Source organism: Citrobacter sp. B72, assembly GCF_016894305.1.
Classification (GTDB): Bacteria; Pseudomonadota; Gammaproteobacteria; order Enterobacterales; family Enterobacteriaceae; genus Citrobacter; species Citrobacter portucalensis.
Genome location: NZ_CP069801.1, coordinates 1,529,432 through 1,545,921, shown reverse-complemented (window position 1 = coordinate 1,545,921; position 16,490 = coordinate 1,529,432). Strand labels below are relative to the sequence as shown.

At 49.2% G+C, this 16,490-nt stretch carries 14 protein-coding genes; 7 read left to right on the top strand and 7 right to left on the bottom strand.

All coding sequences use genetic code 11. The features are described from left to right. Positions 1 to 524 precede the first annotated feature (524 nt). The gene (locus JQN59_RS07320; protein ID WP_020996692.1) at positions 525 to 1,064 is read left to right on the top strand and encodes a DUF2058 domain-containing protein; all 540 of its coding nucleotides are present in this window, start codon (positions 525 to 527) and stop codon (positions 1,062 to 1,064) included. 105 nt (positions 1,065 to 1,169) lie between these two features. Here JQN59_RS07320 and pgtA read toward each other — a convergent pair whose 3' ends face one another. Genes pgtA through pgtC form a run of 3 tightly spaced genes read right to left on the bottom strand, consistent with a single transcriptional unit; the run spans position 1,170 to position 5,612 of the window. Next, positions 1,170 to 2,417 carry a two-component system response regulator PgtA gene (pgtA, locus tag JQN59_RS07315; RefSeq protein WP_149607685.1) on the bottom strand — a complete coding sequence of 416 codons (1,248 nt, stop codon included), beginning with the start codon at positions 2,415 to 2,417 and terminating at the stop codon, positions 1,170 to 1,172. Continuing rightward, complete coding sequence (gene pgtB / locus JQN59_RS07310; protein ID WP_188110100.1) at positions 2,407 to 4,401, bottom strand: two-component system sensor histidine kinase PgtB; 1,995 nt, start codon at positions 4,399 to 4,401, stop codon at positions 2,407 to 2,409. Before pgtB ends, pgtA begins: the two co-directional genes overlap by 11 nt. A gap of 11 nt (positions 4,402 to 4,412) precedes the next feature. Continuing rightward, positions 4,413 to 5,612: a phosphoglycerate transport regulator PgtC gene (gene pgtC, locus JQN59_RS07305; protein ID WP_149607693.1), complete on the bottom strand. Its 1,200-nt coding sequence runs from the start codon at positions 5,610 to 5,612 to the stop codon at positions 4,413 to 4,415. A gap of 416 nt (positions 5,613 to 6,028) precedes the next feature. Between pgtC and pgtP the strand changes: the two genes are divergently transcribed. Continuing rightward, on the top strand, positions 6,029 to 7,420 hold the full coding sequence (gene pgtP, locus JQN59_RS07300) for a phosphoglycerate transporter PgtP (protein ID WP_149607687.1): 1,392 nt from the start codon (positions 6,029 to 6,031) through the stop codon (positions 7,418 to 7,420). Positions 7,421 to 7,522: 102 nt separating this feature from the next. Here pgtP and JQN59_RS07295 read toward each other — a convergent pair whose 3' ends face one another. Further along, positions 7,523 to 7,765, bottom strand: coding sequence for a DUF2545 family protein (locus JQN59_RS07295; protein WP_008785383.1), 243 nt, complete (start codon positions 7,763 to 7,765; stop codon positions 7,523 to 7,525). Between the two features lie 439 nt (positions 7,766 to 8,204). On the opposite strand from JQN59_RS07295, the gene lpxP reads away from it, so the two are divergent. Next, positions 8,205 to 9,125 (top strand): kdo(2)-lipid IV(A) palmitoleoyltransferase, encoded by a 921-nt coding sequence (gene lpxP, locus JQN59_RS07290; protein WP_020996694.1) that lies wholly within the window; start codon positions 8,205 to 8,207, stop codon positions 9,123 to 9,125. 41 nt (positions 9,126 to 9,166) lie between these two features. Here lpxP and JQN59_RS07285 read toward each other — a convergent pair whose 3' ends face one another. Next, complete coding sequence (locus JQN59_RS07285) at positions 9,167 to 9,781, bottom strand: lysozyme inhibitor LprI family protein (protein ID WP_103015410.1); 615 nt, start codon at positions 9,779 to 9,781, stop codon at positions 9,167 to 9,169. A gap of 343 nt (positions 9,782 to 10,124) precedes the next feature. Here JQN59_RS07285 and ypdK point away from each other — a divergent pair, with 343 nt between their 5' ends. Then, the gene (ypdK, locus tag JQN59_RS07280) at positions 10,125 to 10,196 is read left to right on the top strand and encodes a membrane protein YpdK (protein WP_010723117.1); all 72 of its coding nucleotides are present in this window, start codon (positions 10,125 to 10,127) and stop codon (positions 10,194 to 10,196) included. A gap of 67 nt (positions 10,197 to 10,263) precedes the next feature. Here the strand turns inward: ypdK and alaC are convergent, their stop codons facing one another. Continuing rightward, the gene (gene alaC, locus JQN59_RS07275; protein ID WP_048215831.1) at positions 10,264 to 11,502 is read right to left on the bottom strand and encodes an alanine transaminase; all 1,239 of its coding nucleotides are present in this window, start codon (positions 11,500 to 11,502) and stop codon (positions 10,264 to 10,266) included. 387 nt (positions 11,503 to 11,889) lie between these two features. On the opposite strand from alaC, the gene JQN59_RS07270 reads away from it, so the two are divergent. From JQN59_RS07270 to JQN59_RS07260, 3 genes are all read left to right on the top strand, one after another. Next, entirely contained in the window at positions 11,890 to 13,587 is a 1,698-nt protein-coding gene (locus JQN59_RS07270; RefSeq protein ID WP_008785387.1) for a sensor histidine kinase, read from the top strand. A 14-nt stretch (positions 13,588 to 13,601) separates the two neighbouring features. Next, on the top strand, positions 13,602 to 14,336 hold the full coding sequence (locus JQN59_RS07265; RefSeq protein ID WP_149607688.1) for a LytR/AlgR family response regulator transcription factor: 735 nt from the start codon (positions 13,602 to 13,604) through the stop codon (positions 14,334 to 14,336). 123 nt (positions 14,337 to 14,459) lie between these two features. Next, positions 14,460 to 15,482 (top strand): hypothetical protein, encoded by a 1,023-nt coding sequence (locus JQN59_RS07260; RefSeq protein ID WP_149607689.1) that lies wholly within the window; start codon positions 14,460 to 14,462, stop codon positions 15,480 to 15,482. A 26-nt stretch (positions 15,483 to 15,508) separates the two neighbouring features. Here the strand turns inward: JQN59_RS07260 and glk are convergent, their stop codons facing one another. Then, positions 15,509 to 16,474, bottom strand: coding sequence for a glucokinase (gene glk, locus JQN59_RS07255; protein ID WP_003028256.1), 966 nt, complete (start codon positions 16,472 to 16,474; stop codon positions 15,509 to 15,511). Between the last annotated feature and the right edge of the window lie 16 nt (positions 16,475 to 16,490).

The following is a 16,490-nucleotide window of genomic DNA, read 5'->3' as shown; positions in this document are numbered from 1 at the left end:
ACCTTCCTTTAACGAGATACAAAGCAATACTAAAAAAAACCAAAAACACTTACATCATACCAATTTGACATTCCAGAATAATGAAATTGTTTATAATTGCAAAACACTTAACTTGAGCTAATCATTGACATGCTCGCAATGTCATTTATCATGATTCATATCAATTTAAAGGTTAATGAATTTAAAAAACACAGCATATAAGTGTTCATGAATTAATTATTCAGATCTTTAAAACAATTAAAAATATTCGTTAATGATAAGCAAAAAATGCGACTTGAATCACATTTTATTTTATCGCAAAAATGGGGCTGTTTGCCTTAAAAATCCCCTCCCTAATACAGGGATAACGAAAATACAGAACATACACTTCTTCACACTCCATTTTTCTTCTCCTTCTTCCGAGCACGCCATTAACCAGCACCCAAGGCTTTATCACGATGCTTAGAGTCAGAGCCATCATTCTGGCGTCCCGCCGAACGTTAAGGTTATAATCCTTACAACGATTTTTTGGATTAGAAGCGACAATGACAAAACTTACCCTACAAGAACAGATGCTTAAAGCAGGTCTGGTCAGCAGCAAAAAAATGGCGAAAGTGCAGAGAACGGCGAAAAAATCGCGCGTTCAGGCTCGTGAAGCCAGAGAAGCGGTTGAAGAAAATAAAAAAGCACAGGTCGAGCGTGATAAGCAGCTCAGCGAACAGCAGAAGCAGGCCGCATTGTCTAAAGAATACAAAGCGCAGATCAAGCAGCTGATCGAGATGAACAAAATCACCATTTCCCGTGGCGATATTGGTTACAACTTTACTGACAATAACCTGATCAAAAAAGTTTATGTTGATAAGGTAACCCAGTCTCAGTTGATCAAGGGCCGTCTGGCCATTGCCCGCCTGACTGCTGAAAGCAGCAGCGAGAGCGAATACGCCATTATCCCGGCTGTTGTCGCCGACAAGATTGCCCAGCGTGATGCAAGCTATATTGTTCTCAATTGCGAACTGAGCCAGGAAGCGAAGGACGAAGACGATCCGTATGCTGATTTTGTCATTCCTGACGATTTGATGTGGTAAGAAAAACACCCCGATAATCACCCAGAGTTCCGTCGCGTATTTCGGTGAACGCTAGCGCCGTCACCGAAATACCGTCAACCGTTATTCTTCCCCACATGCCATCTGCTAAAACTTATAGTGTTCCTTGCTCAGTCCGTATTTTCTCATGCGCAAATACAGTTTCTTACGCGGAATTTGTAAATACTCCGCCACTTCATTAATACGTCCCTGATGAATATTAAGCGCTTCGGTAATGATCTGTCGCTCGTACTCGTCGACACGACGATCGAGCGGTGTCGGTTCGGGCAAATGTAGCTGTGGATTCGCGGTTTCAGCCAGTGGCAATAACCCAACGGCAAAAAGCTCGGCGGCATTGGCCAGCTCTCGAACATTGCTTAACCACACGCGACGCCGCATTCCTTTTAGTAATTCCCCGTCAACCTCGGGCACCGGATGGTTCAGACGCAGACAGGCTTTCTGCAGATAATGGCGAAACAGCGGCTCAATATCATCCGGGCGCTGAGACAACGGCTGACAAGCGATTTGCGTCATCGCGAAACAGTAATAAAGTTCGGCCACAATCTGGTTGGTTGCCGCCAGTTCCACCAACGAAGTGGCGCCAATACCAATTAAGCGAAACGGACGCCGCTCCTGGCTTTGCAAATGCACCAACTGGTGCTGCTGTTCGCGCGTCAGGCACTCAATATGGCTCAGGACCAGCGTTCCCCCTTGCGCCAGGGCAATAAGGTCATTGAGTTGCCCCGCATTCTCTAACGTCAATTCCCCGCGGATAAACGGTCCTTCAGCGCTGCGCCCAAGTTGATGCAAATAACGAGCTCCGGTCATACGCCCCGTTCCCGGCTCGCCATAAAACCAGACGGCAATATCCGTTTCAGCCAGTTGCCGTAAGCGCTGGCGGTACTGATTAACCCAGTCACTGTAGCCGACCAGTTCAACCTGGAGCTTTTGCTGGCAATAGTGACGACGTGCAATCACAGATTTTCTCTGACGCAACGCGTCCTCTACCAACACCAGCAGTTTGCCTGGATCAACCGGTTTTTGCAGAAAATCCCACGCACCTTTCTTCACCGCGTCCACCGCCATCGGGACATCGCCATGTCCGGTGATCAACAGGATCGGAAGCTGATTGTCATCCTGATGAAACAACGTCATCAGGTCGATTCCATTACAGCCAGGCATACACACGTCGCTCAGGACAATCCCTGGCCAGTCGGCCTGCAGCCAATTTCGGGCATCAAAAGGGTTACTGCATGCGAATACATGATATCCCTCCTGTTCAAGCAACAGGGTGTAAGCGTCAAGAACATCGGCATCATCATCAATAAGCAGAATAGAATATTCATCACTCAACATCGTTTACATCCGTCAGATTAAATTGCAGAACGACGCAGGCATTGCGCCCCGGGGTCGACGCCAGGCGCAGTTCGCCGTTCATTTGCATCATTAACGATACACAAATCGATAAGCCAATACCGAGGCCAACATCCTTACTGGTAGTAAACGGTTTTAACAGTGATGGTAATAATGCTCCAGGCCAACCAGGGCCGTTATCACTGATAAATACGCACAACCGGCTGCCTTCGGTCTGCCAGTGAACCTCTATTTTCGCCGCAACCGGACAGGCATCCAGCGCATTTGCCAGGACGTTTACCAGCACCTGCTGGATACGCACTTCATCACCAACCACCCACACGCCCCGGTCTGGGAGCGTCAGCGTACCCTGCTGTGGCTTGTGTCGCATGGCCAACAGCTCCCAGGCAGCGTTGAACGTTTGTCGGAGATCGACCGGATGCAGAGGCGTGCCAGGCTCGGCCCGGCGCGCAAACTGACGCAGTGAACGGATAATGGCATCGATGCGAGTAATCAGCCCTTCCGCTTTGGTTAATGTGCTTCTCGCCTGAGCGGGTTGCCCCTGTTCGATTGCCCTCCCCGCCGTAAACAGGTACATCGACAGCGCATTCAGCGGTTGATTAATCTCGTGCGCCAGCGTGGTCATAGTCTGGCCGACCACCGCCAGTTTTGCCGTCTGGATCAGCTCATCTTGCGTTGCACGAAGATCGGATTCAATCTCCTTGCGTTCGGTCACTTCCTGCTCCAGCTGATTTTTTTGCGCACTCAACTGGCCCAGGGTATGACGCAGCAAGCCTGCGATACGCCCCAACTCATCGCGTCCATATACCGGGATAGAGGCATCCGTTCTGCCAAGACCAATTTGCACCACGGCCTGGTTGAGCGCAGTAAAACGCTTCACCAGACGCGAGCGAATGAAGTAGTGGTTAAGCCCCCAGGCGAGAAGTAGCGCCAGCAGCGTCGCCAGCAGGATAAGTCCACCGCTGACGCGAACAATTTGTTCCAGCCGCTGGTTAAACGTCTGCATTTGCTGATGGCTACTCCCCAGTTGCGCTTCCAGCAGCGTTCGAAAGCGCCCAAGCGTAGCCTCTCTGGCATGGTTGGCATCAACCAGCGCTTTTTGCGCTGCAACATAATCGCGCATCGTATCGGGCATTTTATTTTTCATCATCCCGATTTCCAGCAGCTCATCGATAGTTTGTCGCAGTGTGATAGTACTGGGCCAGTCATCGAGGGTGCGGATATTTTCATCCGCCGTTTTCTTCAGATTTTCCAGGTAGCGGATGTGATTCTCCACCAGCATGCCATCGTCGCTACCCGATTTCAGTTCATTGAGTCTGTCGCGTAAATCATCAACGATCTGGTTTTCAATTCTTGCCAGGGTGTAGACCTGCTGCTGCTCGTTTTGCACCTCTCGGGCACGTTTGAGATACAGCGCCGCATCACCATTTTTGGCCTCGATTTGATCCAGCAACGTCCCCTGCTGCCAGGTAAAATCCTGCACCAGTGAATTCAGCTCAGTAGTAAAATCATCATGTAGCCAATCAATGCGCGCGGAAAGTTCGCTCACTTTTTCGCGGACAAGGAACATGTTGTAGAGCACCCGGTCCAGTTCCGCCATCAGCGCCCGGCTGTCCTGCAAAATCACCGCCAGTTGCTGCTGTTCTGCTGGTTGCAACCCCCTGCTCAGCACTTCGATTTTATCCAGATGCGAGATTATCTGATTGCGCAGTTGCAGCCTAACCGTCGTATTGGGAGCCAGCAGGAATTCATTAAGCTGGTCCACAACCAGATTGAGATTCCCTTCAATCAAAAAAGCGGAATGCACGCGCGGGAAGTAATCATCAAGCGAATAGCGTATCTGCGAGCTCTGCTCATGCCAGGAGTATAAACTGACGCAGCTTACGCTCAACGTCAGTAATGCGCCCGTTAGAAAGGCTCCCCGCAGGCTGCTGCTGATGCTGAGTTGGCGAAGGCGTTGCAGTATCGATCCACCTTTCATTTTAATTCTTCCAGTTTTGATATCGCCTGACGCTGGTTTTTAAGAAACCAGAGCTGCCACTCCATCATCTGCTGTTCGGCAACGCTTTTATTATCAAACTGCGCAAGCCAGGCTTCATCTTCACTACTTTTGGCATCTATCGGAACGCTGGTCAGTAAGGCTCTGATTTCGGGTAGCGGGCGTTTCAGGCGTGCTTCCGCACTGTATAGTGCCCGCCATGCATCCTTCAGTTGCGCAAGACGGAAACTGATGGCGGTATCAAACATCCGCTGCACTAACTGTTGTCGCTTAAGGATCAGCCGATAATTAAGCGGAGGCTGGTTCATTAAAATAGCCTGCTGAGCAGCGCGGGGATTATCAGATGCGAGCTGCGTTACCGGATATTTCCCCGTATTCGCATCAGCAAGGATCCGCTGTCCCTCCGGGCTTAACAAATAGCGGATAAAACGACGCGCTTCATTGGGGTGCTGGCTGTTCTTGAGAACAGCAACATAGGTTGGCGATACCGCCGAGCGTGGAAAATAGGTAAAAGCCAGGTGAGGATCGTTAAGCAACAGGTTGGCATAGTTATCAATGACCGGCCCCGCCACGCCCAGGCCACTCTTAATTTTGTCGGCTACGCCAAAACTGCGTGATGAAATCGTCACCAGATTTCCAGCACTCGCCAGCAGCGTCGCCCACCCCGCTTCCCACCCTTTTTGCTGTAGCAATGACTCAACCATCAGATGGTTGGTATCCGAACGCGATGGGCTACTCATCAACAGCGCGTTCTGATATTTGGGCAGCGTTAAATCCCCCCAGTCGGCAGGAGGCGACAGATGTCGTGCCACCAGCGCAGAACGATTAATCAACAGACCAAAACCAGATATCGCCACTGCCACGGAGGTCGAACGGATAGAGTCTGGCACCAGCCGCTGGCTTTCCGGCAACGCATTTTCGAAGGGCGCCAGCTTCTGATGCTCCTGCAGATGCTGTAACAGCATAGGGGATGAGGTCAAAATCAGATCAACATTTTCCGCATTCGCGGTATCCAGCAGTTGCTCCAATGAACTGCTGGTCCGGTTTAACGTGCGAATCATCACCGACCCCGGTTCAGTCTGCCAACGCTGAATAATCCAGGCCGTTGCCCCAGGGGAAAAGGTTGTCGCCATTACCAGCTCTTTACCCTGCGCCAGGCAACTCACCGACAACAACATAAAACAGAGCGAGAACGCCCAACAACGCCCCCGGCCCAAAAGTCTGTTTGTGATCCCGTTCATAAATACCAACATATGCAAAAAAAAATATTGAGACAAAACTTACCCGTTTATCACCGACTGGGGGAAGAATAAGGTTATTCGTAGAATAACCAAACGGAAAGTGACGACATCGGTAAAGAATACCCGAAAATGCAGTCTGAATTTGTTAATATCCGCACACGCCGATGATAAAAGCGTCCGTAAAAGAATAGAATTGAAAAGCCATTATTTAAAAAGAGTCAAAATCAGCCACACCATCCAAAAAATTGAGTCAATAGTGACACATTTCATCTATTTGAATTTCTCGCCCGCCTATTTCACTCTTCACTACGAAAAATCCTGATATTCACATCAATATAAATTTAGGTGATGATATGTTATCCATATTTAAGACAGGGCCTTCAGCAAATAAAGTCCCGGCGGAGAAAGTCCAGGAAACTTATGGCCGATACCGCATTCAGGCATTACTCAGCGTATTTCTTGGCTATCTTGCGTACTATATTGTGCGTAATAACTTCACGCTCTCAACACCGTACCTGAAAGAACATCTGGATCTCAGTGCCACGCAAATTGGTCTACTCAGCAGTTGTATGCTTATTGCCTATGGGATCAGTAAAGGTATTATGAGTAGTCTGGCAGACAAGGCCAGCCCTAAGGTCTTTATGGCATGCGGCCTGGTTCTGTGCGCCATCGTAAACGTCGGTTTAGGATTCAGTACCGGATTCTGGATTTTTGCCGCTCTGGTCGTTTTCAACGGTTTGTTCCAGGGTATGGGCGTTGGCCCTTCATTTATTACCATCGCCAACTGGTTTCCGCGTAAAGAACGTGGACGCGTCGGCGCATTCTGGAATATTTCTCACAACGTTGGCGGTGGTATTGTCGCTCCGATTGTTGGTGCCGCCTTTGCCATTTTAGGGAGCGAGCACTGGCAAAGCGCCAGCTATATTGTCCCGGCCGGTGTTGCCGTACTGTTTGCTTTTATTGTGCTGATGCTGGGGAAAGGTTCACCGCGCCAGGAAGGCTTACCGGCTCTGGAACAAATGATGCCGGAAGAAAAAGTAGTATTAAATTCCCGACACGCTGTCCAGGCACCAGAAAATATGAGTGCCTTCCAGATTTTCTGCACCTATGTGCTGCGTAATAAGAATGCCTGGTATGTTTCACTGGTAGATGTCTTCGTCTATATGGTGCGTTTTGGCATGATTAGCTGGTTGCCTATTTATCTGTTAACCGAAAAACATTTCTCGAAAGAGCAAATGAGCATCGCTTTTCTGTTTTTTGAATGGGCGGCAATCCCTTCCACATTACTGGCGGGCTGGCTTACCGATAAACTGTTTAAAGGCCGTCGCATGCCGCTGGCCATGATTTGTATGGCGCTGATTTTCGTCTGTTTGATCGGCTACTGGAAAAGTGAATCCCTGCTGATGGTCACTATTTTTGCCGCCATTGTGGGTTGCCTGATCTATGTTCCACAGTTCCTCGCTTCTGTTCAGACGATGGAAATCGTTCCCAGCTTCGCAGTAGGTTCTGCAGTAGGACTGCGCGGATTTATGAGCTACATTTTTGGCGCATCGCTGGGCACCAGTCTGTTTGGCGTAATGGTCGACAAAATGGGGTGGCACGGCGGCTTCTATCTGCTGATGGGGGGTATTGTTTGCTGCATCCTGTTCTGCTACCTCTCTCATCGCGGTGCGCTGGAACTTGAGCAACAGCGAAAAAATGCTCAGCAAGAGGAAGCATCACTCCAGTTGGCGGATGCCCGGTAATTCATTTCGGTCTCACAAAAAAGTGCCAGCGATGCTGGCACTTCAATAAACTCAGATAAATAACTCAAGGTGATAATTTATTGCTAAACGTAACATTGCAAATTATTGCTTACCATCCGCGACCATAAAACGAATGATCAAACCACATGTCGGGGCAAGAAACAGGAATAATCCAGTTACCATTTCGTTACCATTGGTCAACCGCATAGTAAAAACGTAAATTAATGCCGTAAGGATGGCCATGCCAAGAAAAGCACTAATTGACGCCGCAGCGCCTATAACCTGCCAGATATAGCAACTGACGCACAGAATGCTCAGTATGAGAAAGGTCCAGAAATAGAGCATAGCGATACCTCCTGTCTGCCGTAAACTTAACGTAAGTCCTTACACTCCCTTAACTTTATATTCTAAGACAATTCCTATCCGCTTGCAATTTGAGCAACATTTTATTCACAAAAATCATTCGACCGCTTACTATTACACTGTTCTCCGTCGTTTATTTAATCATCATAAAAACAACGAATTATATATAGGCGAAATTTTGCCCTTAATCGCCCTAAAAACATTTACGAATCTTGAGTAATTATTTCTGGCTGACATTAATTTTCGGGTGTACATTGTGCGTCCGATCATTCATGCCCCCTCGTGGTTTTGTCCTGACTCAGTTTTACACTCTTTACAGGAACCAATATCGTTCATGGCGGCCTAACGATCAGTGCAGAGTGTAAAACGACAGGCAAAGAATCTTCGCGATACATCTATTTCGTATCAACAACAGGTGCTTATGTTCCCCCAATGTAAATTTTCACGCGCGTTTTTGCATCCGCGCTACTGGCTCACATGGTTTGGTGTTGGTGTGCTCTGGTTACTGGTACAGCTTCCCTATCCCGTATTGTGTTTTCTTGGTACCCGTACAGGAACGCTGGCTCGTCCATTTTTAAAACGCCGTGAATCTATTGCTCGTAAAAATCTCGAACTCTGTTTCCCAAATCTGTCACAGGAAGAAAGAGACAAACTGGTCGATGAGAATTTCCGTTCGCTCGGCATGGGGCTGCTTGAAACAGGTATGGCCTGGTTCTGGCCGGACCGCCGGGTGCGCAAATGGTTTGATGTAGAAGGGCTGGACAACCTGAAGCGCGCTCAGATGCAAAATCGTGGCGTGATGGTCGTTGGCGTACACTTTATGTCGCTCGAGTTGGGTGGTCGCGTAATGGGGCTTTGCCAGCCAATGATGGCAACCTATCGCCCGCACAATAATAAGTTGATGGAGTGGATCCAAACCCGCGGTCGTATGCGCTCCAACAAGGCAATGATCGGCAGAAATAATCTGCGTGGTATTGTCGGCGCCCTGAAAAAAGGCGAGGCAGTGTGGTTTGCCCCCGATCAAGACTATGGTCGTAAAGGGAGTTCATTCGCCCCCTTCTTCGCAGTCAAAGACGTGGCGACCACCAACGGTACCTACGTGCTGTCACGATTATCGGGCGCAGCAATGCTGACCGTAACCATGGTGAGAAAAGCAGATAACACCGGTTACCGCCTGTTCATCACCCCAGAAATGGAAGGTTACCCGGCAGATGAAAGCCAGGCTGCAGCGTATATGAACAAAATTATCGAAAAAGAGATCATGCGTGCACCCGAGCAGTATCTCTGGATCCACCGTCGCTTCAAAACTCGCCCGATGGGTGAAGCTTCGTTGTATATCTAAAAAGAAAGGCCGTAAGGCCTTTCTTTTTTTCCAAGGTTGAATTATTTAACGCCCCATTTGCTGTGTAGTTCAGCCATTCGCTCGCTGTAGTTGCGGGCGATGCAGGCTGATTTATCCTGTTCCTTCCAGCACTCGTTACGCCCTTTCACCCAACCGCGCTGCTCTGCTTTCAGCGTCGGGTTATTGCTCGATTTAACCAGCGCCTGCTTGTAGGCCCCGTTTAACGCTAAATCCATTTCTGAGAGCGAAGGACTGTGGCAGATAATCTCTTCGATACTGCCCTTTGCAACCGCAGCGCAGGAAAAAGAGGGTCCAGTGCTGGTCGATTTTTTGGCCCCAGAAAAGTCAATATTATCTTCAGGCAGGCATACCCCGTGCTTTCGATTCGGCCCACTCCAGGAAACGTCCGGATTCCCGTCATCTTTACGAGAAATAGAAACCGTATTGTTCCCGCTTTTGGCTTCCCAGTAATTTTCATTGAAGGCCTTCACCGTCGCCTTCGAGCCATCAATCCAAACATTGCCTTTGCCATCACTATTCACGCCACCAATACTTGCGCAGCTGAAATTAAACGCCAACGGTGAGGCCGCCATCGACGTCAATGGCGTAAAAACGAGTGCTAACATCATTAATCTGGTCATTTTTAACCTTTTCATTATCTCATTCCGCGAAAAATTAACCGCATTAACATCATGGCGATATGAGAATTCTCCGAGTAACCATTACGTCGCTCAATAGCAATTTATTACCGGCAGAAATTAAACTGTCGCCGAATCACGACAGTTGTAAGTTATTAAAATTAAATAAAAAAATGCCTCTTGTCTCTCCTCATTTTTAGGCGTACATTAGCGCCGTCTGGAGCATTAAAGCTCAGAATTCTGAGGTGATGCAGCCAAGCAAATGAGGGGGATTCTCCCTTTCGTTCGCGAGTGCATCAGCTCTATGTCAGGTAAGCATATGTTCATTTAGACGTACCCCAGGTACGCGGAGAGATGAAAAGTGAAATATTTCTTTATGGGCATTTCTTTTATGGTCATCGTTTGGGCCGGTACTTTCGCCCTGATGATCTAAATTAAAAGACGCAGCAAAAAAACAGGAGCCATCAGGCTCCTGTTTTGCATTTTGGGGAAACATTCTATCAGTCGATACTTTCAGAAGCCGGTTTTGCACTGGTCGGTAACAGGCCATCTGCGCGAAACATCGCCTTGATGCCGCGAATAGCCTGGCGGGTACGGTCACGGTTTTCAATCAACGCAAATCGCACATGCGTATCACCATAATCACCAAACCCAATCCCTGGCGAAACGCATACCTTCGCTTCGTTCAGCAGCTTCTTGGCAAACTCAAGTGACCCCATCCCGGCGTATTGCTCTGGAATTTTCGCCCAAACGTACATTGAGGCCTTTGGCATCTCGACCATCCAGCCTGCTTCATGCAGTCCTTTGACCAGCACATCGCGACGACGTTTATATTGCTCAGCGATATCCCGCACACATTGCTGATCGCCTTCCAGCGCGGCAATTGCCGCAACCTGCAGTGGCGTAAAGGTCCCGTAATCGTGATAGCTCTTGATTCGCGCCAGCGCGTTCACCAGCGTTTTGTTGCCCACCATAAACCCGATACGCCATCCCGCCATGTTGTAGCTTTTCGACAGGGTGAAAAATTCAACAGCGACGTCGCGAGCGCCGGGTACCTGCATAATCGATGGCGCCTTCCAGCCGTCATAAACAATATCAGCGTAGGCCAGGTCGTGGACCACCAACACGTCATAGCGTTTAGCCAGGGCCACCACTTTCTCAAAGAATTCCAGCTCGACGCACTGCGCGGTCGGGTTGGATGGGAAACCTAAGATCATCATCTTCGGCTTCGGGTAACTTTCGCGTATTGCGCGTTCCAGCTCATTAAAGAAGTCGACACCCTCAACCAGCGGCACTGAACGCACCTGCGCGCCGGCAATCACCGCGCCATAGATATGGATGGGATAACTTGGGTTGGGCACGAGGACCGTATCACCGTGATCGAGCGTTGCCAGCATCAGGTGCGCCAGCCCCTCTTTGGAACCGATGGTCACAATGGCTTCGGATTCAGGATCGATCTCAACGTCATAGCGTTCCTGGTACCAGCGGGAAATCGCCCGACGCAAACGCGGAATGCCGCGTGAGGTGGAATAACCATGAGTATCCGGGCGCTGCGCCACGGTACACAGTTTTTCGACAATGTGAGGAGGCGTGGCCCCATCCGGGTTCCCCATACTGAAATCGATAATATCTTCGCCGCGCCGACGCGCAGCCATCTTCAGTTCAGCGGTGATGTTAAAAACGTACGGGGGAAGGCGATCAATACGCGTAAAGCGACGTTCAGGGCGAGAGTCAGCCATAATATCCTCAGATTAACGTTAGCGCCCGGACCGTCCGAGCGACGCTGCCACGATGGTGGCACGTTTAGAAAATAGCCTGAATAATTTCCTTCTGTCGAGAGGCAAAACAAAATATTTTTTCCTGACGAAAAAGAGGAACAGCTGAGTAAAATAAGGAAATAACCATTTTCACAACCCGCCAAAAATTACCATCATTTAACATTTTGTTGTTAAATACATTACCTTGAACGCAGTGCTCACAGGACAGGTATTGTAAATACAACAATCATGCAACAATCCCCTTTTAATATTATGGTTTTTCCCCATTAGCTCTGAACTGCGGGGGTGCTGGTCATCCTGCCTCAGGTTACCTATCATAGTGGTTTAACCCTTTCGCAAGAGTCACCCGTGCACGAAATATTCAATATGCTGCTGGCGGTATTTGACCGGGCAGCACTGATGCTGTTCTGTCTGTTTTTCCTGATTCGTATCCGCCTGTTTCGCGAACTGTTGCACAAGTCAGCCCACTCCCCAAAAGAGCTGCTCGCCGTTACCGCGATTTTCTCCATGTTTGCCCTGTTCAGTACCTGGTCTGGCGTACCGGTAGAAGGTTCTCTGGTCAATGTGCGTATTATCGCGGTCATGTCAGGAGGGATCCTGTTCGGTCCATGGGTTGGCATTATTACGGGGCTGATCGCAGGCACCCACCGTTACCTGATCGATATTGGCGGCGTAACTGCCCTACCCTGCTTTATTACCAGCATTCTGGCTGGCTGCATTGCCGGGTGGATCAACCGTAAGATCCCCAAAGCGCAGCACTGGCGCGCGGGTATTTTAGGCGGAATGCTGTGCGAATCACTGACCATGATCCTCGTCGTCGCCTGGGCACCCACCACCGAACTGGGGCTGGATATTGTCTCAAAAATCGGTATTCCAATGATCCTCGGCAGCGTCTGTATTGGTTTTATCGTGATGCTGGTACAAAGCGTTGAAGGTGAGAAAGAAGCCAGCGCTGCAAAACAGGCCAAGCTGGCGCTGGATATCGCCAACAAAACGCTGCCGCTCTTTCGTCAGGTCAACAGCGAGTCGTTACGCCAGGTGTGCGAAATTATCCGCCACGATATCCACGCTGACGCGGTTGCCATCACCAATACTCAGCACGTTCTGGCCTATGTTGGCGTTGGAGAGATCAACTACCGCGATAACGATGACTTCGTCAGTCCCACCACGCAGGAGGCCATAAATCACGGTAAAATCATCATAAAAAACAATGATGAAGCGCATCGCACCCCGGAAATTCACTCCATGCTGGTGATCCCGCTTTGGGAGAAAGGCGTCGTGACCGGCACGCTGAAGATCTACTACTGTCACGCTCATCAAATCACTTCCTCGTTACAGGAAATGGCGATCGGTTTGTCGCAAATCATCTCCACCCAGCTTGAAGTCTCCCGCGCAGAGCAACTACGAGAAATGGCAAATAAGGCAGAGCTACGCGCACTGCAAAGCAAAATAAATCCCCATTTTCTGTTTAATGCCCTGAACGCGATTTCATCGTCGGTGCGGCTTAACCCGGACACCGCACGTCAGCTCATTTTTAATTTGTCGCGCTATCTTCGCTATAATATTGAATTAAAAGACGATGAGCAGATCGACATTAAGAAAGAGCTGTATCAAATCAAGGATTACATCACCATCGAACAGGCTCGCTTTGGTGACAAGCTGACCGTTATTTATGATATCGATGAAGAGGTAAGCTGTTTTATTCCCAGCCTGCTGATTCAGCCGTTGGTCGAGAACGCTATCGTCCATGGGATCCAGCCCTGCAAAGGGAAAGGTGTGGTCACCATCAGCGTTGCGGAGTGCGGCAACCGGGTACGGATTGCCGTACGAGATACGGGTCATGGTATCGACCCAAAAGTGATTGAACGGGTCGAGTCCAATGAAATGCCGGGCAATAAAATTGGTCTATTGAATGTGCACCATCGCGTTAAGCTGCTCTACGGTGAGGGATTACATATCCGCCGTCTGGAGCCAGGCACAGAGATTGCCTTTTATGTACCTAATGTGCACTCGCCCGCAGCCGCGCCAACTACATTATTGCTTTAACCAGGAGTGAAGTCGTGAAAGTCATCATTGTTGAAGATGAATTCCTGGCCCAACAGGAACTGAGCTGGCTGATAAAAGAGCACAGCCAGATGGAGATTGTCGGCACGTTTGACGATGGTCTGGACGTGCTGAAATATCTCCAGCACAACCGCGTTGACGCCATTTTTCTGGATATTAATATTCCCTCGCTGGACGGCGTATTGCTGGCACAAAATATCAGCCAGTTCGCGCATAAACCCTTTATTGTGTTTATTACCGCATGGAAAGAGCATGCTGTTGAAGCCTTCGAACTGGAAGCTTTTGACTACATTCTGAAGCCGTACCAGGAATCACGCATTGTCAGTATGCTGCAAAAGCTGGAAGCCGCCTGGCAGCAACTGCAAACGGGAACGTCTCCTGTAAGTCCGGTGGCCCGCGAAAACGATACGATCAACCTGATCAAGGATGAGCGGATCATCGTGACCCCAATCAACGACATCTACTACGCTGAAGCGCATGAAAAGATGACGTTCGTCTATACGCGACGAGAATCATACGTCATGCCGATGAACATCAGTGAATTTTGCAGCAAACTGCCGGCTTCGCATTTCTTCCGCTGCCACCGCTCGTTCTGCGTAAATCTGAATAAAATCCGCGAGATCGAACCCTGGTTTAACAACACTTATATTCTGCGTTTAAAGGATCTGGAATTTGAAATCCCGGTTAGTCGGAGCAAAGTGAAAGAATTCAGACAATTAATGCATTTATAGTGCTGAAAAAGCGTGACGAATGGAGAGTACAGCGCGCGCTTTCAGTCGTTTCCGCGACGAACAGGATAGCGGAACTAAGTTTGTAGTATATTGGTTGTCACTCTATTTTTTACAGGTGATGTCATGGCAAAGCTGAGCGAAAAATATCAACGTACATATCTACGCGAATACGCAAAAGAAGCGGAAAAAAATGCCCTGATATGGATAAGTACGGACGATTATTTAGCTGAGTGCCTGGATATTCATGAACAATGCCATCTGGATTATTCACTGCAACAACAGCTGAGTTCATGGCTTTTTATGCTGCGCATGAAGCGCAGCCCGGATTTATTAGGATATAAAACCGCGATACAGTCAAATGATATGGAATCTCTGCACTTATCCCTGCAACAGTCTGCGATGATTAAACATGTGACGCAGGGTGTGGACTCAGGCTGCGATCACAGTATTAATGTATGGACGACACTGGAGATTCTTGCCGCGGGTTTATTTGACCGAGTACCGCTCTTATTGCCTGAAAAATTGGGCATGAGTGATAACGGTCACCCTGTTAACCTGGCCATGACGAATTTAATGATGGCGGTGTGGTACAAACGTGCAGACTTTGCAGTGGATGCCAGAAAAAGAGCGCAAAAGGTACTGGCCACGAAGCAGACAGCAAGCGATATGTTCATCCTCCGCTACCTGATGGCGCTCCTGGATGAGGATGTGACAGAAGCAGGGACACAACTCGATTTATATTGTAAAAGCGTATCTGCATTGAGAGAACCGGGACTCACTAAGCTCCATAAAATGTTCTGGCCATACGCGCACGGGTTATACAACATGGCTTATATTGTATTGGGCAAAGATAAAGCCAGCGCGATGCCAAAACCAACCGCAGAGTGTTTCATGGACGATCTGGCGGAATGGCAAAATAAAAATAACTATCGCCATGGCCCGCTATTTGTTGAATACCCTAAACCAATTGACCTTATTAACACCCTGATCTCATGCACGCCGCCAGAATGTTGTTTGCATCAACCCTATCTGGATACCGATAAAAAATATAAAAACACAAGATACCTGCATGCCGATTTATTTGAACAACAGATGATCAAGATAATTTTAGAAAATATGAACAGCCAGAACGACAAGGCCGGATAAGCGCTGAGCGCCATCCGGCCCTGACCTTACAAAATGTGGCCCAGCGTCTGACGTAAATGCGCACCAGCGCCAAGTAGTCCTGGATTATCGTGCACGATCAGATACACCGGAATATCCTGCACGTAGGCTTTAAAACGACCTTTATCTTCAAAACCACCGCGGAAGCCCGACGCTTTAAAAAAGTCGAGGAAGCGCGGCACAATGCCGCCGGCGATGTACACACCGCCAAATGTGCCCAGCGTTAACGCCAGATCGCCACCAAAACGTCCCATGATGACGCAGAACAGCGACAGCGCACGACGACAGTCAATGCAGGAATCTTCCAGCGCCCGTGCGGTGATATCCTTCGGCTGCAGATTTTCCGGCAGGCGTCCGTCAGATTTAACGATCGCGCGATACAGATTCACCAGTCCCGGACCCGACAGCACGCGTTCTGCGGACACGTGACCTATTTCCGCGCGCAGAACCTCAAGGATAATTCCCTCTTCCTCGCTGTTAGGCGCAAAATCCACGTGGCCGCCTTCACCAGGGAGGCTTACCCAGCGTTTATCCACGTGGACCAGATGCGCCACGCCGAGCCCGGTTCCTGCGCCATAAACAGCAATAGGTTTACCTTCAACAGGTTCCGCGCCACCAAACTGGATTAAATGCTCTTTTTTCAGCATCGGGATCGCCATCGACACAGCGGTGAAATCATTGATGATTTCCAGATGGCTGAAGCCCAGGTTTTTTTTCATCTCAGCAATAGAGAACGCCCAGGTATGGTTGGTCATTGCCACCCAGTCGCCGGTTATCGGACAGGCAATGGCAATACAACCATCTTCAACGCTAACGCTATGCTCATCCAGGTACACGCGCACCACCGCCTCCAGACTTGGATAATCCAACCCGGAATAGGTTTTTGCCTGCGAAATCTCGCCACTGGCAATATCGCACAGAGCAAGACGCGCGTTGGTGCCGCCAACATCCCCTACTAAAGCATATTTTGTCATTCTTCCACTGCTCCGC